Raw genomic sequence first — 18,601 nt, 5'->3', positions numbered from 1 at the left:
GAAGTGCGGTTCGGTAGGGTTTTCCGTACTCTGAGGCGATTCGTCCGGGCGGAGGCGGCCGTGACCGAGCACGAGTACGACCACATCATCGTGGGAGCGGGCAGCGCCGGCTGCGTGCTCGCCGCCCGGCTCACCGAGGACCCCGGCACCCGCGTCCTGCTGCTGGAGGCCGGCCCGCCCGACACCGCCCCCGAGATCCACATCCCGGCCGCCGTGGCGTCCATGATCAAGGGCCCGTACGACTGGGACTACAGCACCGTCCCGCAGGAGAAGGCCGCGGGCCGCTCCGTCTACTGGCCGCGCGGCCGCACCCTCGGCGGCAGCTCGTCCACCAACGCGATGATCTACATCCGCGGGAACCGGCACGACTACGACACCTGGCGCGACTCGTACGGCTGCGCGGGCTGGGGCTTCGACGACCTGCGCCCGTACTTCCTCAAGGCCGAGGACCAGCAGCGCGGCGCGTCCGAGCACCACGGCGCCGGCGGCCCGCTGCGGGTCGAGGACCTGCGCTACAAGCACCCGCTCACCCGCGCCTGGGTGGACTCGGCCACCCGGTACGGCCTGCGCGCCAACAGCGACTTCAACGGCGCCGAGCAGGACGGCGTCGGCTTCTACCAGGTCACCCACAAGGCCGGGCGGCGCTGGTCGGCCGCCGCCGCGTACCTGCGCCCCGCCATGGCCCGCCCCGGCCTGACCGTCGTCACCGACGCCCTCGCCACCCGCGTACTGATCGAGAAGGGCCGCGCCGCCGGCGTCCGGTACGAGCGCCGCGGCGTCCCCGTCGAGGCCCGCGCGCAGGGCGAGGTCATCCTGTCCGGCGGCGCCGTCAACAGCCCGCAGCTGCTCATGCTGTCGGGCATCGGCCCCGCCGACCACCTGCGCTCGCACGGCATCGACGTGGTCGCCGACTCCCCGGTCGGCCAGGGCCTCCAGGACCACCCGTTCGTGAACGTCATGTTCGCCACCCCCCGCGTCAAGGGCCTGTGGGAGCTGGCGAACGCCCGCAACCTCGCGCTCTACCAGGCCGTCCAGCGCGGCCCGTACGCGTCCAACATCGCGGAGGCGGGCGGCTTCGTCCGCACGGTCGACGGGCTGCCGGCGCCCGACCTCCAGTACCACGTGCTGCCGACGCCGTTCATCGACCAGGGCCTCGTGGAGCCGTCCCGGCGGCTGCTCTCGGTGATGGTCACCGCCATCGCGGTCGCCAGCCGCGGCTCGCTGGCGCTCCGTTCCGCGAGCCCGTACGCCAAGCCGCTGATCGACCCCGCGTACCTGGCCGACAAGGCGGACCTGGACATCCTCGTCGCGGGCGTCCGGCAGGCCCGCGAGATCGCCGCGACCGGCCGCCTGGCCGGGCTGGTCGGCGGCGAGTGGGCCCCGGGCGAGCAGATCGACACCGACGAGGCCCTCGCCGACTTCGTCCGCCGCGAGTGCGCGACCCTCTTCCACCCGACGAGCACCTGCGCGATGGGCGGCGAGGACGCGGTCTGCGACACCGGCCTCCGCGTCCGCGGCGTCGAGGGCCTCCGCGTGGTGGACGCCTCGGTCATGCCGTCCGTGCCCCGGGGCAACACGAACGCCCCCACCATCGCCATAGCCGAACGAGCCGCCGACCTGATCCGCACCCGCCCCCCACTGAGTTGACTCGTGGCGTGTCTCGCTCCAGGGACGCCCCTGGAGCGAGACACGCCACGAGTCAACGCTGCCTGGCGCATCTGCGTGCTGCCGCCGGCGGCGTTGCGCGTCGTAGCCTGAAAGGCAACGTCATAGGAAGGGCGGGCTTATGCGTGACCGTACGCCGGAGCCGATCGACCCTGATCTCCCGGTCGGGCAGCGGATCCAGTACTTCCGGGAGCGCCGGGGCATGAGCCGCGAGGTGCTCGGCGGCCTGGTCGGCAGGAAAGAGCGCTGGGTGAAAGCGGTCGAGCGCGGCGAGATCGGGCAGCCCAAGCTTCCGATGCTGCTCGCCATCGCGGAGGCCCTGAAGTTGCGGGACGTCGCACGGCTCACCGGAGGGCGGCCGCTGCCCGCGTCCATGTTCCGCGGCCCCGGGCACCCGGCGCTGCCCGCCGTTCGGGACGCGCTCAACGCCGTCGGCGCGGGCGGGACCGGCCCGCCCGCGCCGCTGGGCCACCTCCAGGCGCGGCTCGACGCGGCGTGGCGTGCGCGGCACGCGGCGCCCGACCACCGAACGGTGCTGGGCGGCCTGCTGCCCGAACTCGTCCGGGACGCCCGGTACGCCGCGCGCCAGTACGAGGGCGCCGACCGGCGGCGGGCGTACGCGCTCCTCGCCGGTGTCTACAACCTCGCGCAGTTCTTCCTGGCGTACCAGCCTTGCGCGGACCTGCTGTGGCGGGTCGTCGAGCGTTCCATCATGGCGGCCGAGGAGTCCGAGGACCCGCGCGCGTTCGGTGCGGCCGTCTGGCTGGCCGCGCAGGCCCACCGCGATGTGGGCGATCTGGACGCGGCGGAGGCGGTCAACCGCGCGGCACTGGAGACGATCGCCCCGTACGTCGAGGGCGACGTCGACCTCCGCGCGATCTGGGGCGCGCTGCACCACGAGCTGGCGTACACCGCCGCGCAGGCGGGGGAGCGCGCCACCGCGTGGCGCTGGTGGGACGAGGCGGACGCCATCGCACGGAGCCTGCCCGCCTCCTACTACGAGCCGATGACCAGTTTCTCCCGGGTCATCATGGGCGCCCACGCGGTCACGGTCGCGGTGGAGGCGCGCCAGGGCGGGGAGGCCCGGCGGCAGGCGGCCAGGACGGCCGCGGCCGGGATCCCGTCCCAGCCGCGCCGCGGCCGCCACCTGGTCGAGGTCGCGCGAGCGTGGCGGCTCGCGGGGGACGAGACCGCGGCGCTCGGGACGCTGAACTCCGCGTACGTGGCCGCGCCGGAGACCGTCCGCTACAACGGGTACGCGCGCCGGATGGTCGAGGAGGCGGCCCAAGGGCCAGTCGAATTGCGGCAGGACGCCCGGGATCTGGCGAATCGGATCGGGATGCTCGTCTGAATCGAGGGGACAGGATTCCTGTCCGTGCGGCATCGCGCCTGGCGCCATTCTTCTGGGTGTGATGCAGAGGCGAGATGTCGAGTTGGGTGCGGCTTTTCCGCGGCTTTTCTCCTGGGACGTGCCGCCGCTTCGTACGGGCGGGGTGAGCGACGACCCCGGCCGGGCCGCCCAATGCGTCCTGGACGCGCTGCGCCGCGCGCCCGCCGGGGCGGAGGGGTCCGTGCGGCGGATCGCGCTGGCGTCGGCGTGCCCGGCCGAGTACCGCGACCTGGGGGAGGTCGCGCGGGCGCGGCGGGCGGCGAACGGCGACGTCGTCTGGTGGGCGTTCGATATGCCCGCCGGAATGCGCGGGAGACTTTTCCCGGAAAGCGCCGCGCGGCCGGTGCCTTGACCCCCGGAGGCACCGGCCGCGCGGTTCGCGGGTCAGCGCTTGTAGCGCTTGGCGTGCATCATGTTGATCATCGACAGGATGCGCGCCATCTCCTTCTCGGTACGGTCGAAGGAGGTGAGGTTCATCGGCAGGTTGAAGCGGGTGCGGGTGATGGCCTTCGGGCGGGCGAACTCGCGGAGGCCGTCGGCGCCGTGGATGCGGCCGAAGCCGGACTCGCCGACGCCGCCGAACGGCAGGGCCGCGACCATCGCGAACGAGGCGAACGCGTTGATGGACGTCATCCCGGAGCGCATCTGCCGGGCGGCCTCCATGGCGCGGGACTTGTTCCCGGAGAAGATCGTCCCGGCGAGTCCGTAGTTGGTGCGGTTCGCCTTCTCGACGGCCTCGTCCAGGTCCTTCACGCGGTGGACGGTGATGGTCGGGCCGAACGTCTCCTCGCACACGGCCGACGAGTCCTCGGGGACGTCGGTGAGGACGACCGGCTCGACGTACGGCTTCCGGACGGAGTCGGCGCCGCCGACGACGGCCGTGCCGCCCTTGTCGAGGGCGTCCTTGATGTGCCGCTCGATGATGTCGAGCTGGCCCGGCATGGTGATCGGGCCGTACGCGGCCTCGCGGTCGAAGCCGGGACGCAGGTCCTTGGCCTTCTCGGTGAGCTTGCCGAGGAACGCGTCGTACGCGGCGTCGTGCACGTAGATCCGCTCGACGCCGATGCAGGTCTGCCCGGCGTTGGACATGGCGCCCCACAGCGCGGCGTCGGCGGCGGCGTCGAGGTCGGCGTCCGCGTCGACGATGCAGGCGTCCTTGCCGCCGCACTCGGCGACGATCGGGGTGAGGTTCTCGGCGCAGGCGGCCATGACCTTCTTGGCGGTACGGGCCGAGCCGGTGAACGCGATCTTGCCGACGCCCGGCGAGGAGGCCAGCGCGGCGCCGGTCGCGCCGAGGCCGGTGACGGTCTGCAGGACGGGCTGCTCGGGGACGACGCCGTCGACGAGTTCGGCGAGCAGGACGCCGACGCCGGGGGTGAACTCCGAGGGCTTGAAGACGACCGCGTTGCCGGCGGCGAGGGCGTACGCGATCGAGCCCATCGGGGTGAAGATCGGGTAGTTCCACGGGCCGATGACGCCGACGACGCCGAGCGGCTGGTACTCCAGGACGGCCTTCTGGTTGATCGAGGCCATGCCCGGGAACACGGTGCGCGGGCCGAGGACCTTGCGGGCGTTGCGGGCGGCCCAGTCGAGGTGCACGATCGCCATGATCGTCTCAAGCTGGGCGTCCTGCAGCGGCTTGCCGGTCTCCTGGTGGATGACCTCGGCCATCCGGTTGAGGTTGCGGGTCAGCGCGCCCTTGATGTTGAGGAGCCGGAGCCGGCGCTCCTTCCAGCCGAGGGCCCGCCACCACTCGGCCGCCGTGCGCGCCCGCTCGACCGCCGCGGCGACCGCGGCGGCGTCCGAGTTCGGGTGCTCGGCGACGACCTCGCCGGTGGCCGGATTGAGGGACTCGAAGGTCGTGCTCTCCGTGGCCACGGACATGAGGAACCTCCCGGTGAGCTCAGTAAGTGACTGCTTGCGCAGCATACCGACTTAAATCACCCTATTGGACGTCCTGTCGGTCGGGAATCCAGCTGCCGTGGAATCCCGCCGGTACGCGGCGCGGCAGCCGCACGGCGGCGGCGGGCGCGAGGTCGGCCGCGTCCAGCACGACGAGCTCGGAACCGCGGCCCGCGGTGTCGGACACGATCGACAGCAGCCAGCCGTCGTCCTCGTTCCGCGCGCCCTCGGCCGGGACGAACACCGCCTCGCCCGGGACCAGGCCGGGACCGGGCGCGTGCGCGGAGGCGGAGCCGGTGCGGAGGTCGTACTTGACGATCGCGTCGCCGGTGACCGTGTAGAGGAACCGGTGGGGCCGCCCGGTGAGGGAGTCGTCGTGGGTCGGGAACTCCACGCCCCGGTCGTCGAGCGCCTCGCCGGCGACCTTGCCCGTCGTGGTGTCGATCGTCCAGCGGTGCAGCCGGGCGTCGCCGATCTCGGCCGCCGCCTGCGCGGGATCGGACCGCGCGGGATCGGCCGACAGCCCGCCGATCGACGACCACGCCGCCGTGAACGTCTCCGGGCTGTAGCGGGCGCCGTCCAGCACGACGCGGCCCTGCGCGTCCTCGTACGCGTTGCCGACATGGAAGACGTAGCAGGGGTCGATCTCGTACCACCGCACCTCGCCCGCCCCGGCGCGCGGCATGATCCCGAGGCGCGCGCCGTAGCCGTCGTCCCAGCGGTACGGCATGCCGCGGTCGGCCAGCGCGAGGTCGAAGACCAGCGGCAGGTCCAGCCAGACCACATGGTTCTCGGTGATCGCGAAGTCGTGCATCATCGTCGCCCCGGGGACGTCGATCTCGCGGCTCTCGACCAGCTCGCCGGCGGGGGACAGGCGGTGGTACGTCAGGTACGGCGGCGTGAACCCGTACCCGAAGAACAGCAGCTCCCCGGTGACCGGGTCCTCCTTGGGATGCGCGGTCATCGCGCTGGTCAGCCGGCCGCCGAAGTCGCACGGGCCGACGGTGCCGAGACCGGGCGTCACCTCGTACGGGAAGCCGACCTCGATCAGCGCGTAGATCCGGTCGTTGAACGGGACGACGTGGGTGTTCGCGGTGACGGCGGTCCGGTCGACGGTGAAGTCCGGCCGGAGCAGGGCCGCGTCCTCGGTGAACGCTTTCGTGCGCACCCACCGGTTGCGGTACCACTCGGCGCGCCCGCCGCGCAGCCGGATCCCGTGCAGCATGCCGTGCCCGGAGAACCAGTGGGCGGTCCGCTCGCCGGGGCGCGGGTTGGGGCCGTTCCGGAAGTAGCGTCCGGTCAGCTCGGCCGGCAGGGTCCCGGTGACGGGCAGGTCGGCGGCGTCGATCTCGTCCGGGACGGGCGCCAGATGGCCGTCCATCCAGCGGGGTCGGGTTCCGGTCTGCTCGCTCATGGCGTGGCTCCCTCGACATTCCACTTTAGACAGGTCGAAAGTAAAACGTCCAATCGCGACATGTCAATGTAGGAGGCTAAGATTCCGGGCATGAGCCTCCGTCACGCCGTCCTGGGACTGATCGCCGAGGTGCCCGGCTGCAGCGGGTACGACCTGCTCAAGACCTTCGAGCTCTCGCTCGCGCACGTCTGGTCGGCCACCCAGAGCCAGCTGTACGGCGAGCTGGGCAAGCTCACCGCCGACGGCCTCATCGAGGTGACCGCCGAGGGACCCCGCGGCCGCAAGGAGTACAGCGCCACCGAGGCCGGGCACGCCGAGCTGCGCCGCTGGCTGACCGAGACCGCACCCCGCTCCGCCCGGCGGGACGAGAGCATCCTCCGGGTCTTCTTCCTCGGCTCCCTGGAACCCGGCGAGGCCCGCGACTACCTGCGCGTCCTGGCCGCCGGCGCGGGCGACGAGCACGAGGCCCTGACCGCGCTGGAACGCTCCCTGGACGCGGAGGGCGGCGACCCGTCCGACTTCGGGCGGATCGCCCTTGAGTACGGCAAGCGCTACATGGCCATGCGCCGCGACTGGGCCGAATGGGCCGCCGCGCGGATCGGCCCGTGAGCCGCTACTTCACCCAGAACTTGAAGAGCTCGTGGCCCATCCTGACCGGCGAGACGTCCCACGTCAGCTTGTACGGGAAGTGGTCCAGCCCGATCAGCCCCGCGAGCCCGTAGGTGATGTCGAAGAAGCCCTGGTTCACCGCAGGGATCAGCCACAGCGCGGCGAGCAGCGCGAGGAACACGTAGCCGCCGTACTCGTTGGCCTTGTCCGCCCAGCGCCTCGGCAGGTACGGCTCGATGATCCCGAAGCCGTCCAGCCCGGGGATCGGCAGCAGGTTCAGCACCGCCGCGGTGACCTGGAGGAACGCCAGGAACGCCAGCGCCGCCCAGAACAGCCCGTGGTCCGGGCCGGCGAACTTCGCGAAGATCGCCGCCAGCATGACCGCGAAAAGCACGTTCGACAGCGGCCCCGCCGCCGAGATGAGGCTGTGCCTGATCCGGCCCCGGATCGCGTGCCGGTCGATCCAGACCGCGCCGCCCGGCAGGCCGATCCCGCCCAGCACGATGAACAGCAGCGGGATCGCGAAGCTCAGCGTGACGTCGGCGTACTTCGCCGGGTTCAGCGTCAGGTACCCGCGGGTCGCGACGCTGTGGTCGCCCGACCGGAACGCCAGGTACGCGTGCGCGAACTCGTGCACGCACAGCGACAGCATCCAGGCCGCCAGGACGAAGCCGAACACCGCCACCCGGGACGGCGTGCTGATGATCTGCCCGTACCGCCAGGCGATCAGCCCGCACAGCACGGTCACCGCCACGATGAGCAGGAACACCGGGCTCGGCCTGATCGAGGAGCGTCCCCGCATCTGGTGTACCGTCCCCATCTCCGGCCTTCCTCCCGCTCCGTGCCCGCCATGCCGCCGTGCCGCCCGGCCGTACGCCGCCGGACCCGCCCGCGCCCGATCTCCAGAAGCTACCGGCTCCGCGGAGCGGCCGATGCCGCCGGTGCCGCCGGTGCGGCGGCCGGAGCCCCCGGACCGGTGATCACCGGCACCACGTAGGTGCGCAGGAACCGGCGCAGCGCCGCCGCGTCCCGGTCCCGGTCCATCACGATCAGCGAGGTGATCATCCGGAACAGGAACTCCACCGTCCCCTCCACCTCGATGTCGGCGCGCAGCAGCCGGCGCCGCTGCGCCTCCTCGAAGTGCGGGCGCACGTAGTCGCAGCAGACCGACAGCACGTGCTCGGCCGCCTTCGCCACCGCCGCCTGCATGTGCCCGGCCGCCTCCGGTACCAGGAACGCCGCCGCGGCCGGCTGCTCCCGGACGTACGCGACCGCGTCCAGCGTCCCCTCCACCACGGCCTCCGACACCGACCGCTCGCTGCGCAGCCGCTCGGCCAGCCGGTCCAGGAAACGGCGCAGATCGCGCAGCACCACCGCCAGGATCAGCTCGTCCCGGCCGCCGGTGACGCTCCGGTAGACGGTCGCGCGCGACAGCTTCGCGGCGACCGCGATGTCCTCGACCGTCGTCTTCGCGACGCCGAACCGGGCGAAGCACTCCTCGGCCGCGTCGATGATGCGCTCGCGCGTGGTGTCGGTGGTCGCCGGGGACATGCCTGCAGATTACCGGCGCCGCGCCCCTCGGCCGAGCACGCCGTGCCCCGCTCTAGCCCAGCGTGTAGGCGATGCTCCAGGTGTGGCCGCCGTCCGGCGTCACGGTGATCTCGCCCTCGCCGCGGATCCCGGCCAGCTCCCCGGTCCCCGACGTCGGGACGATCAGCCACCGCAGCCACTGCGTCTCGGGCGTGCCGTCGTCGTTCCCGGCGCTGTGCTGGAGGACGAACGTCCCCTCACGGCCGTGCAGGATGCCCCGTACCGTCTCGATCCCGACGTACGCCGCCGGCCCGGCCGCGGTCTCCACCGTGATCAGCTCGGTGGTGCTGGCGCCCACCAGGTCGCCGTGGAACGTCTTGCCGACCCGGACGCGGGTGAGCTTGACGCCGTTCTCCTCCTCGTACGGCTTCTCCGCGTCCCAGGAGTCGATGTCGAAGGTGCCGGCGGCTCGGTTCGTCATGCCCCGTAATTATGCCGTCCGCACGGGCCGGGGAAGGGCGTCAGAAGAGCGTGCCCTCGTGCTCGATCCCGCGCAGCGCGTCGTAGTCGAGCGTCACGCAGCCGATCCCGCGGTCGGTGGCCAGCACCCGCGCCTGCGGCTTGATCTCCTGCGCCGCGAAGATCCCGCGTACCGGCGCCAGGTGCGGGTCGCGGTTCAGCAGCTCCAGGTACCGGGTCAGCTGCTCCACCCCGTCGATCTCGCCGCGCCGCTTGATCTCCACCGCCACCGTCGCGTGGTCGGCGTCCCGGCACAGGATGTCGACGGGCCCGATCGCCGTCGGGTACTCGCGGCGGATCAGCGTGTAGCCGTCCCCGAGCGTCGTGATGTGCTCGGCCAGCAGCTCCTGAAGGTGCGCCTCGACCCCGTCCTTGACGAGCCCGGGGTCGAGCCCCAGCTCGTGGCTGGAGTCGTGGACGATCTCGTTGATGGTGAGGATCAGCCGCTCGCCCGACTTGCTGTGCGTGACCGTCCACCTCGCGACGGCGCCGTTCTCGTCGAACGGCTCCTCGCGCAGCTTGCAGGGCGGGTTCATCCAGTTCAGCGGCTTGTACGCGCGGTCGTCGGCATGGATGCTCACGCTCCCGTCGGCCTTGATGAGCACCAGCCTGAGGGCCATCGGCAGGTGGGCGGTGAGCTTGCCGGCGTAGTCCACGCTGCAGCGGGCGATAACGAGACGCACGCTGCCCCACCTTAGTGAGCCCGCGCCGTGCTCGCGCCCGCCTTACCCGACCCCCGTCCCGCCAGCGGGTCTCTCGCTCATGACCCGGGAGTGCCGCGTGCCTAAGACATCGGGGGACGGCTTAGAGCGGGCTAAGGCGGCCAGGGGCGCCTAGATAGGGCTAAGTCCCGATGTGGGCGGGGGTGCCTTAGGACGAACCTTGAGGATGTCGGGCCGGGAGACGGCCCGGGCAGCCTAGGAGGGGCGATGTTGCACAGCGAGATCATGTACGCGGTGAAGCAGGACCGGGCGCGGGACCTGCGGGCCAGGGCCAGGGCCGAGCGGGACGCCGGCGTCGCGCGCCGGAGCCTCCGGTTCTGGGCGGAGGAGGTGGCGCAGCGGTCCGAGAGCCGCGTGGTGAAGCGGAGCGCGCGGGCGCGCGGCGCCGCGCCCGCCGCCGGCCGCTGAGGCGCCGGATGCGGAGGGCACGAGAGCCCGCCGCGTCCGGCGTTCCCGCGCCGGGGCGGATCGTGTCACGCGCGCGTGATCGATTCCTTACCCGGCACTGTCAAGACCTGGAATTCTCCGGAATGCCTGGTTAGCGTCACGGGTGGTGGGTGCTCATCACATTCAGTGAAAGGAAGCCCGTCCATGTCCCTTGACGTGTCCCCGGAACTCCTCGAAACCGCGCGGAAGGGCGAGGTGGACGATGCCGCCTTCGTCACCTGCGTCCGCGACTCGCTGCCCTACGCCTGGGAGATGATCACCGGCCTGGTGGCGAAGCTCCAGGTGGACGGCGGCGACTTCGCCGACAACCACACGCCGCCGCCGGACGAGCAGGCGCGCGGCCAGCTGCTGCGGGTCCTCGCCAGCGACGCCATGCGCGGGGCGTTGGAACGCCACTTCGGGATGAAGCTGGCATTCCAGAACTGCCACCGCGTCGCCGTTTTCCCCTCCGGCGACTCGGACGCGTACCGCACGTTCGTGACCGCCCGCGAGCAGATCCTCAACCAGTCGCCCGAGCTGCGCGACTGCTGACGGCCCCTCCGGCGCGGGCCGGGGCGGCGTCAGGCCGCTCCGGCCCGTACCTTCGGGAGGACCTCGGCGCCGAGGCGCTCGATGTTCTCCAGCGTCGCCGCGCGCGAGCCGGCCGCCTCGGCGAGCAGGATGAGGTGCCGTACGCCGGTCGCCCGGACGGTGCGCAGCAGCGCCTCCGCGCAGTCGTCCGGCGAGCCGACCGGATGCAGGTCGCACAGGTGCCGGGTGTACCCGACCGGGTCGCGCCGCTCGCGGAAGCGGCCGTCGACCGGTACGTAGCCGTCCAGGCCGGGGCCGAGCCAGCGCGGCATCTCCCGCATCAGGGTCGCGACCGCCTCCTCCCGGCTGCCGGCCACCTGCGCGAGGTGCGTGGAGATGTGCGGCATATCGGTACGGCCATAACGCGCTATCGCGGCGGCCTTCTCATCGTCACCGGCGTGCATGCCGAGCAGCATCGGCAGTCCGCGCTCGGCGGCGAGCCGTTCGGTGGCGGGGGACGTGCAGGCGACGGCGACCGGCGGGGGAGCGGGCGCGCGCGGCACCACCGGGACCTCGCGGAAGCGGAAGTGGTCGCCGTCCCAGCCGAGCCGCTCCCGGCCGTCCAGCCAGGCGAGCAGCAGGTCCAGGGACTCGCCGAAGCCGGTCTCGTAGCGCGGCAGGCCCGTGCCGAAGACCTCCAGGTCCTGCCAGGGGCCGCCGCGCCCGACGCCGAGCCGGAACCGGCCGCCCGACACCGCGGCGAGCAGCGCGGCCTCCTCGGCGAGGGCCACCGGATGGCGGTTGGACAGCACGCTGACCGCCGTCCCCAAGTCGATCCGGCGGGTACGGCCGAGCAGGTGCCCGGCCAGCGCGGTCGCGGACGGGACGACGCCGTACGACATGAAGTGGTGCTCGGCGAGCCACACGTCGTCGAACCCGGCGCGTTCCGCCGCGAGGGCCGCGTCGACGGTACGGGCGAGGGCGGCGGCGTCGTCCTGGCCGGGGTAGCGGGCGGCGATGAGAAAGATTCCGAGGCGCACCTTCGGGGTCGTACCCGGGACGGGCGGGTCCGGAGCGTTCTGGGAGACTGCCGTGCATGAGTGGTGGTTCCTTCTGCAGGGTCGGGGTCGTCGGGCTGGGCACGATGGGCGCGGGCATCGCCGAGGTGCTGGCCCGCGGCGGCCTCGCGGTCGTCGGGGTGGAGATCGACGAGGGCGCACTGGAACGCGGCCGCGGCCATCTGGAAAGCTCCACGGGCCGCGCCGTCAAGCGCGGCAAGCTCACCGAGGACGCGCAGCGCGAGATCCTCGGCCGGATCGAGCTGACCACCGACTTCGCCGATCTCGGCGGCTGCGACCTGGTGATCGAGGCGGTGCCGGAGCGGCTGGACCTCAAGCGGAAGGTCTTCGCCCAGCTCGACCGCGTCTGCCGCGGCGACGCGGTCCTCGCGACCAACACCTCCTCGCTGTCGGTCACCGCGATCGCCGCCGGCACCGGCCGTCCCGGCAAGGTCGTCGGGGTGCACTTCTTCAACCCGGCGCCGGTGATGCGGCTGGTCGAGGTGATCGGCACCGTGCTGACCGAGCCGGACGCCGTACGGCGCGTCGCCGACCTGGTCACGGGCCTCGGCAAGACGCCGGTGACGATCGGCGACCGGGCCGGGTTCGTCGCCAACCGGCTGCTGTTCGGCTACCTGAACCAGGCCGCGAACATGCTGGAGTCCGGCCACGCCACCCGCGACGACATCGACACCGCGATGAAGGCCGGCGCCGGGCTGCCGATGGGGCCGTTCACGCTGATGGACCTGATCGGCCTCGACACCTGCCTGGAGGTGCTGGAGGCGATCTACGCCGAGTCGCGCGACCGGCGGCACGCGCCCTCGCCCGTGCTGCGCGAGCTGGTCACCGCGGGCCTGCTGGGCCGCAAGACGGGTCGCGGCTTCTACTCGTACGGGACGCCTCAGGAGGAGGCGGGCGGCGGCGCGGTGACGGCGCCCGTGCCGAGCGTCGGCGTGCTCGGGCTGGACGCCGCCGCGGCGGGCGCGCTCATCACGGCGCTGGCGGCGAAGGGCGGCGAGATCCGGTACGCCGGGGACCCGCTGGACGAGGCCGCCGCCGCGCACGTGACCGCCGGCGCCGACCCGGCGGGCTGCGACCTGGTCGTCCTCGGCCCGGACGCGGGCGAGGTCGCGGCCGGGCCGGACGCCGTCCTGGCCGTCGCGGGCACGCCCGGGCCGGTGATCGGGCGGGCGATGGCCACCGGCCGTCCCGCCGACGCCGTCGGCCTGCACCTGCCCGAGGCGGGCGCTCCCGTGGTGGAGATCGCCGCGACCGTCGCGACCGGCGAGGGCGTCGCCGAGCGGGCCGCCGCGCTGGTGTCCGCGCTCGGCCTCACCCCGGTCCGCTGCCGCGACCGCGCCGGGTTCATCGTGGACGCGCTGCGCTTCCCGTACCTGAACGACGCCGCCGCCATGCTCGGCGCGGGCTACGCCGCCGCCGACCCGATCGACGCCGCCATGACGCTCGGCTGCGGCTACCCGACCGGTCCGATCGCCGATCTCGACCGGCTCGGGCCGGACCGCGCGGTGACCGTCCTGCGGGCCCTGTACGCCGAGACGCGCGAGCCCGCGCTGGCGCCGGCGCCGCTGCTGGAGGAGCACGCCGCCGCCCGCCGTCCCCTCCGCTGAGGGGCGGGACGCCGTGCACGCGCCCATATCCTGGACGCCATGAGCCCGCGCAAGAACCGCCGTGCCGGAACGGGCCCGCGCCCGTCCGGCGGCGGTCCGGCGTGGTCGCAGCGCACCGAGGAGGGCGCCGACGGGGACTGGAACGTCCGGATGGTCCCCGGGTCGAACGCCGCCAAGCCGTACCGCTGCCCGGGCTGCGACCAGCTGATCCCGCCCGGCGTGGGGCACGTGGTGGCGTGGCCCGCGGACGGGCGCGGCGACGCCGACGACCGGCGGCACTGGCACCGCCCCTGCTGGCAGGCCCGCGAGCGGCGCGCCCCGCGCACGCTCCGCTCCCGGAACGCGCCGCGCTACTGAGTCCCGCCAGACCAGCCGAGATCAGCCGAGATGAGGAGACCGATGGGTGAGATCCGGGCGAGCACGGTCCTGCCGGCCCGGCGGGAGGCGATCACGCTGCACACCGCCGACGGGCTGGAGCTGATCGGTGAGCTGGCGCTGCCGGCCGAGCGTCCCCCGGTGGCCACGCTCGTCTGCCTGCATCCGCTGCCGACGGCCGAGGGCATGATGGACAGCCACGTGCTGCGCAAGGCGTCGTTCCGGCTGCCCGCGCTGGCGGACGTGGCGGTGCTGCGCTTCAACACCCGCGGCACGACGTCCGTCCACGGGACGAGCCAGGGCGAGTTCGGCGGCGGCGAGACCGAGCGGTTCGACGTCGCCGCGGCGATCGAGTACGCCGAGTTCAACGACCTCCCGCACCCGTGGCTGCTCGGCTGGTCGTTCGGGACCGAGCTGGCGCTCAAGTGGGGCCGCGACCCGCTGGTGGAGGGCGCGATCCTGCTGTCCCCGCCGCTGCACCGCGCCGGCGACGCCGACCTGGACGCCTGGGGCGAGGACGGGCGTCCCGTGGTCGCGCTGGTCCCGGAGTTCGACGACTACCTGCGCCCGGCCGAGGCCCGCGAGCGGTTCAAGCGGATCCCGCGGGCCGAGGTGGTCGCCGTGGACGGCGCCAAGCACCTGTGGGTCGGCGAGCCGTACGTCCGGATCGTGCTGAACGAGATCGTCAAGCGGGTCGCCCCAGGCTCCTTCCCACTTCCCACCGAATGGGACGAACCGGGCAAGTAAACCCGCGCGACCGATCACGGCCACTCCTCTCTCCCCGGACGCGCTCGCGGGTAACGATTGCGCCATGACCGTGCAGCTGTACGCGAGGGACATCGGGGCCGGCACGCCGCTCGTTCTCCTGCACGCGTTCCCCCTGTCCTCGGCCATGTGGCTCGGGCAGCGCGAGGGGCTCGCCGGCCGGTTCCGCGTGATCACGCCCGACCTGCGCGGCTTCGGCGGCTCGCTGCTCGGCGCGGACGAGCCGTCGGTGGAGCTCATGGCCGACGACGTCGCCCGGATGTTCCGGCGGCTCGGCGTCGCGCGGGCGGTCGTCGGCGGGCTGTCCATGGGCGGGTACGTGGCGATGGCGCTGTGCCGCCGCCACCCCGACCTGGTCCTCGGCCTGGTCCTGGCCGACACCAAGGCCGCCGAGGACACCGACACCGTCCGGCTCGCCCGGCTCCGCCAGGCCGAGACCATCGACCGCGACGGCGACGTGAGCGTCCTCCTGGACGAGGTGCTGCCGCACCTGGTCGGGCCCACCACGCTCCGGCAGCGGGCGCTGGTGTACGGCCGGGTGCGCGGGCTCGTCCAGTCCACCCCGCCCCCGGCCGCGGCGTGGGCGCTGCGCGCGATGGCCGCGCGGGAACCCTCCTTCGAGACGCTGCGCGGGCTGAAGGTCCCCGCGCTGGTCATGGTCGGCTCCGAGGACGCCGTCAGCACCGAGGACGACGCCCGCGCGATGGCCGACGTCATGCCGAACGCCGAGCTGACGGTCATCCCGCGCGCCGGGCACCTGTGCGCCGTCGAGCAGCCCGACCTGTTCAACCAGGCGGTGTCGGAGTTCGCCGGGGCCCTGTCGCGCGCCTCCCAGTAGCCACGGCGACTCCCGCGGCTACAGGGCTCCCGGGGCTACAGCGACTCCTGCCGGGGCAGGAACACCTCGCGGATCACCAGCGAGATCGCGGCGGCCGTCGGGATCGCCAGCAGCGCCCCGATCACGCCCAGCAGCGCGGCCCCGACCAGCGCGGCCACGATCGTCACGGCCGGCTGCACGTCCACCGTCCGCTTCATGATCCGCGGATAGACCAGGTAGTTCTCGACCTGCTGGTAGATCACGTAGAACACGATGCTGGCGATGCCCTCGGGGAGCCCGTTCAGGAACGCCACCAGCGTCACGACCACCGCCCCGATGGTCGCGCCGATCAGCGGGATCAGCGCGGTCACCGCCACGATGAGCGACAGCGCCAGCGCGTACGGGAGGCCGAGGATCTCCAGGAAGATGTAGCTGGCGAGCCCCGCGATGAACGCGATCGTGAACTGGCCGGCGACGTACCCGCCGATCCGGTCCAGGATCTCGTCGCCGAGCAGCGCCACCCGGGCGCGCCGCGTGCGCGGCGCGAGCTGGTACGCGAACGTCTTGATCTGCGGCAGCGAGCCGAGGAAGTACAGCGTCAGGATGAGGATCGTCAGCGACTGGACGGTCCCGCTCACCGCCTGCCGGCCGACCTCGTACGCCCGGGTCGCCAGCATCTCCTGGAAGTCCGGGTCGTTGATCTTCTTCTGCGCCTGCTCCAGCAGCTTGTAGCGCTGGTCCCACTCGGCGATCTTCGGGTTGTTCTGGAGCTGCTCGATGTAGAGCGGGACGTTCTTGGTCAGCGCCGAGACCTGGTCGGTCAGCGGCGGGACGAGCGAGGCCACGAACCCGGAGAAGAACAGCAGCACGCAGATGAACACCACGGCCACCGACCAGCCGCGCGACAGCCCGAACCGCTTGAACCGCTCCACGGCCGGGTTGAGCCCGACCGCCAGGAACATCGCCACGACCAGCATGATGATCACGGACTGCGCGCTGGCGGCGGCCCGGACCAGGATGTAGGCGGTCATCACGCCCAGCGCGGCGGTGAAGCCGAACACGAACGGGTGCGCCTGCCCGAGCGGCCGGCCGGGCCGCCCGAACGGGAACCGCTGGTCGACGCCCGCCTCGCGCTTGCGCTGCTCGATGTCGAGCGCCGGGTCCGGGGTCGCGGCGGCCGCCGCCGTCCCCGCGGGCACGGGGAGCGCCCGTTCCGGCCCGGGGCCGCCCTTGGTCACGGCCTCGCCGTCGTCGTCGGCCGCCGGGACCTTCCGCAGGGTCCCGTCGCCGACTCCGGCTCCGGCCCCGTCGCCGTCGTCGACCGAGGCCACGTCGCCGAGCCGTACCGATCCGCCCGACTCGGCGGGCGCCGCCGCCTGCGCGGGCTCGGCGGGCTCCGGCGGGCCGTCGGATCCGGCGGGCTCGTCGTCGGCCGGCGGCGCCGGGGCCGGTACGGAGGCGTCCGGTGCGCGCCCGGCCTCCCCGGCCTCCCCGGTCGCGCCGGTCTCCCTGGTCTCCGCGGGTCCCGCGGCCTCTCCTGGGGCGCCGGTGTCGTCGCAGGCGTCCTCGGGCAGGGGAGGCCGGTTCTTCGGGGGGACGTCTTCTGACACGGCACTCTCCTCGTTCTCCGTCCGGCCGTCCGCGCGGGAGCCGGCCGTGCCGGGAGGGACGGCCTGCGCGATACCGGTTCAGACGCGGAAAAGCCTAGAGGTAGTTTCCCACCTCCAGGCTTTTCGCTCCGCGTCCGGAAGAGCCGGGCGTGTCAGCCGGTCCGGCCCACCCCCGCCTTACCGGCGCCCTACTCCTGCCACCAGTCCTCGTCGTCCTCGTCGGACTTCTTGGCCTGCGTCCCCTTGGCCGGGGCGGCCTTGGCGGCCGGTTGCTTGGCCTGGGCCGGAGCGGCCGGCGCGGGCGCGGGCTTGGGCTCCGGCGAGGAGATCGCGGGCTTCTCCGGCGGCGCGGCGATCTCGTCGGCGCCGCCCATGGACGGGGCCACGCCGCCGATGAGCTGGCGCAGCTGGTTGAGGTGGCTGGTGATGCTGTCGCGCTGGCGCGTGAGCTCGTCCACCTGGCGCTGCGCGGCGGTGCGGACGCGGTCGGCCTCGGCCTTGGTCTCGGCGAGCAGCTGCTCGGCCTGCGACTTGGCCTCGGCGATGACGTTGTCGCTGTTCTTGCGCGCGTTGGCCATCAGCTGCTTGGCGTGCGAGTCCGCCTCGCGGCGGGTCTGCTCGGCCTGCTGGGTGGCCTTGGCCGCCCGCTGCTCGGCGGACGCGGCGCGCTGCTCGGCCTCGGCGACCAGCTTCTGGGTGGCCTGCTGCGCGTTGGCGTGCCGCTCGGCGTCCTGCCGGTCGGCCTCCTCGCGGCGGGCGGCCAGCTGGATCTCGAACTCGGCCTCGGCCTGGGCGCGCTGGGCCTCGCTCTCCTCCAGGATGCGCTGGGCCTGCGCGCGCATCTCGTCGGCCTGCCGCTTGGCCGTGGTGAGGATCTCGTCGCGCTCGCGCTTGGTGGACGCGCGCAGCTGGGCGACCTCGCGCTCGGTCGTGGTGCGCAGCTTGGCGATCTCACGCTCGGCGCTGGCGCGCTTCTCGGCGACCTCGTGGTCGGCGGTGGCGCGCAGCTTGGCGACCTCGCGCTCGGTCGTCGAGGTCAGCTCGTCGGCCTCGCGGCGGGCGGAGGTGCGGACGTCCTCGGCCTCGCGCTCGGCCGCGTTGCGCATCTCGTCGCCCTCACGCTGCGCGGTGGCGCGCAGCTCGGAGGCGTCGTTCTCGGCCGTGGCGCGCAGCTCGGCCGCGTCGACCTTGGCCGCGGCCTTGATCTCGTTGGCCTCCGACCGGGCGGCCTGGACGAGTTCGGTGGCCTGCTCCTCCGCGAGTCGCAGCAGCTGCTCGATGCGGGCGCCGAGACCGGAGTAGGTCGGGCGTTCCTGCTCCTGCAGCTGGCGATGCGCGTCCGACAGCTCACGCTGCAGGGCGCCGGTGGACTCGCGGGCCTGCCGGACCTCGTTGTCGAGCTGTTTGATGTGCTCGTCGACCTGGTGCCGGTCGTAGCCGCGAAGCACCACGTCGAACTCGCGTGGGGGCGTGTCTTCGAAGAAGTTGCTGAGCTGGGCGTCGATGTCGGACTGCATGTGGCTCAATCCTGATGTGACGGGGCTACGGGTGGTTCCGGGGACCGGTTGATCGCCTGGCTGAATTGGCGCAGTGCCCCAGACCTCTTCCGGCGACAGAAGCGTACTCCGGGTGCTGCCGTG

At 73.1% G+C, this 18,601-nt stretch carries 19 protein-coding genes; 10 read left to right on the top strand and 9 right to left on the bottom strand.

Features of this window, described 5'->3' with window-relative positions:
• Positions 1-60 precede the first annotated feature (60 nt).
• The 3 genes from ACA361_RS03515 to ACA361_RS03505 all read left to right on the top strand — a co-directional run bounded on the left by ACA361_RS03515 (position 61) and on the right by ACA361_RS03505 (position 3,407).
• Entirely contained in the window at positions 61-1,647 is a 1,587-nt protein-coding gene (locus ACA361_RS03515; RefSeq protein WP_375010311.1) for a GMC family oxidoreductase, read from the top strand.
• A 139-nt stretch (positions 1,648-1,786) separates the two neighbouring features.
• Positions 1,787-3,016 (top strand): multiprotein-bridging factor 1 family protein, encoded by a 1,230-nt coding sequence (locus tag ACA361_RS03510; protein WP_375010310.1) that lies wholly within the window; start codon positions 1,787-1,789, stop codon positions 3,014-3,016.
• A 142-nt stretch (positions 3,017-3,158) separates the two neighbouring features.
• Positions 3,159-3,407 (top strand): hypothetical protein, encoded by a 249-nt coding sequence (locus ACA361_RS03505; RefSeq protein WP_375010309.1) that lies wholly within the window; start codon positions 3,159-3,161, stop codon positions 3,405-3,407.
• 32 nt (positions 3,408-3,439) lie between these two features.
• Here ACA361_RS03505 and ACA361_RS03500 read toward each other — a convergent pair whose 3' ends face one another.
• Together ACA361_RS03500 and ACA361_RS03495 are read right to left on the bottom strand one after the other, a co-directional pair.
• Positions 3,440-4,939, bottom strand: coding sequence for an aldehyde dehydrogenase family protein (locus ACA361_RS03500; RefSeq protein ID WP_375010308.1), 1,500 nt, complete (start codon positions 4,937-4,939; stop codon positions 3,440-3,442).
• A gap of 61 nt (positions 4,940-5,000) precedes the next feature.
• Positions 5,001-6,371, bottom strand: coding sequence for a carotenoid oxygenase family protein (locus ACA361_RS03495; RefSeq protein ID WP_375010306.1), 1,371 nt, complete (start codon positions 6,369-6,371; stop codon positions 5,001-5,003).
• A gap of 90 nt (positions 6,372-6,461) precedes the next feature.
• Between ACA361_RS03495 and ACA361_RS03490 the strand changes: the two genes are divergently transcribed.
• Positions 6,462-6,980: a PadR family transcriptional regulator gene (locus tag ACA361_RS03490; protein ID WP_375010305.1), complete on the top strand. Its 519-nt coding sequence runs from the start codon at positions 6,462-6,464 to the stop codon at positions 6,978-6,980.
• Between the two features lie 4 nt (positions 6,981-6,984).
• On the opposite strand, the gene ACA361_RS03485 is transcribed toward ACA361_RS03490, so the two are convergent.
• The 4 genes from ACA361_RS03485 to nucS all read right to left on the bottom strand — a co-directional run bounded on the left by ACA361_RS03485 (position 6,985) and on the right by nucS (position 9,712).
• Positions 6,985-7,800 (bottom strand): site-2 protease family protein, encoded by an 816-nt coding sequence (locus ACA361_RS03485; protein WP_375010303.1) that lies wholly within the window; start codon positions 7,798-7,800, stop codon positions 6,985-6,987.
• A gap of 89 nt (positions 7,801-7,889) precedes the next feature.
• Complete coding sequence (locus ACA361_RS03480; RefSeq protein ID WP_375010302.1) at positions 7,890-8,531, bottom strand: TetR/AcrR family transcriptional regulator; 642 nt, start codon at positions 8,529-8,531, stop codon at positions 7,890-7,892.
• 52 nt (positions 8,532-8,583) lie between these two features.
• The gene (locus ACA361_RS03475; RefSeq protein ID WP_375010300.1) at positions 8,584-8,991 is read right to left on the bottom strand and encodes a DUF3224 domain-containing protein; all 408 of its coding nucleotides are present in this window, start codon (positions 8,989-8,991) and stop codon (positions 8,584-8,586) included.
• Positions 8,992-9,031: 40 nt separating this feature from the next.
• A complete protein-coding gene (gene nucS / locus ACA361_RS03470; RefSeq protein WP_375010299.1) occupies positions 9,032-9,712 on the bottom strand; it encodes an endonuclease NucS in 681 nt (226 codons plus the stop codon).
• 246 nt (positions 9,713-9,958) lie between these two features.
• On the opposite strand from nucS, the gene ACA361_RS03465 reads away from it, so the two are divergent.
• Positions 9,959-10,159, top strand: coding sequence for a hypothetical protein (locus ACA361_RS03465; protein WP_375010298.1), 201 nt, complete (start codon positions 9,959-9,961; stop codon positions 10,157-10,159).
• A 183-nt stretch (positions 10,160-10,342) separates the two neighbouring features.
• On the top strand, positions 10,343-10,729 hold the full coding sequence (locus tag ACA361_RS03460) for an SCO5389 family protein (protein WP_366618226.1): 387 nt from the start codon (positions 10,343-10,345) through the stop codon (positions 10,727-10,729).
• A 29-nt stretch (positions 10,730-10,758) separates the two neighbouring features.
• On the opposite strand, the gene ACA361_RS03455 is transcribed toward ACA361_RS03460, so the two are convergent.
• The gene (locus ACA361_RS03455) at positions 10,759-11,748 is read right to left on the bottom strand and encodes an LLM class flavin-dependent oxidoreductase (protein WP_375010297.1); all 990 of its coding nucleotides are present in this window, start codon (positions 11,746-11,748) and stop codon (positions 10,759-10,761) included.
• A 56-nt stretch (positions 11,749-11,804) separates the two neighbouring features.
• On the opposite strand from ACA361_RS03455, the gene ACA361_RS03450 reads away from it, so the two are divergent.
• The 4 genes from ACA361_RS03450 (at position 11,805) to ACA361_RS03435 (ending at position 15,372) form a co-directional block, all read left to right on the top strand.
• Positions 11,805-13,394, top strand: coding sequence for a 3-hydroxybutyryl-CoA dehydrogenase (locus ACA361_RS03450; protein WP_375010295.1), 1,590 nt, complete (start codon positions 11,805-11,807; stop codon positions 13,392-13,394).
• Positions 13,395-13,433: 39 nt separating this feature from the next.
• Positions 13,434-13,751, top strand: coding sequence for an ATP/GTP-binding protein (locus ACA361_RS03445; protein ID WP_375010294.1), 318 nt, complete (start codon positions 13,434-13,436; stop codon positions 13,749-13,751).
• A 42-nt stretch (positions 13,752-13,793) separates the two neighbouring features.
• Complete coding sequence (locus ACA361_RS03440) at positions 13,794-14,516, top strand: alpha/beta hydrolase (RefSeq protein ID WP_375010292.1); 723 nt, start codon at positions 13,794-13,796, stop codon at positions 14,514-14,516.
• Positions 14,517-14,580: 64 nt separating this feature from the next.
• Positions 14,581-15,372 carry an alpha/beta fold hydrolase gene (locus ACA361_RS03435; protein ID WP_375010291.1) on the top strand — a complete coding sequence of 264 codons (792 nt, stop codon included), beginning with the start codon at positions 14,581-14,583 and terminating at the stop codon, positions 15,370-15,372.
• Between the two features lie 35 nt (positions 15,373-15,407).
• Here the strand turns inward: ACA361_RS03435 and ACA361_RS03430 are convergent, their stop codons facing one another.
• Both ACA361_RS03430 and ACA361_RS03425 read right to left on the bottom strand, forming a co-directional pair.
• Positions 15,408-16,961: an AI-2E family transporter gene (locus ACA361_RS03430; protein ID WP_375010289.1), complete on the bottom strand. Its 1,554-nt coding sequence runs from the start codon at positions 16,959-16,961 to the stop codon at positions 15,408-15,410.
• Between the two features lie 188 nt (positions 16,962-17,149).
• Positions 17,150-18,478: a DivIVA domain-containing protein gene (locus ACA361_RS03425; protein ID WP_375010287.1), complete on the bottom strand. Its 1,329-nt coding sequence runs from the start codon at positions 18,476-18,478 to the stop codon at positions 17,150-17,152.
• Between the last annotated feature and the right edge of the window lie 123 nt (positions 18,479-18,601).

Origin of the sequence: Actinomadura sp. 21ATH, from assembly GCF_041951345.1 — a bacterium.
Taxonomy (GTDB): Bacteria; Actinomycetota; Actinomycetes; order Streptosporangiales; family Streptosporangiaceae; genus Spirillospora.
The sequence above is the reverse complement of the archived record's forward strand: the minus strand, read 5'-3'. Positions and strand labels throughout refer to the sequence as shown.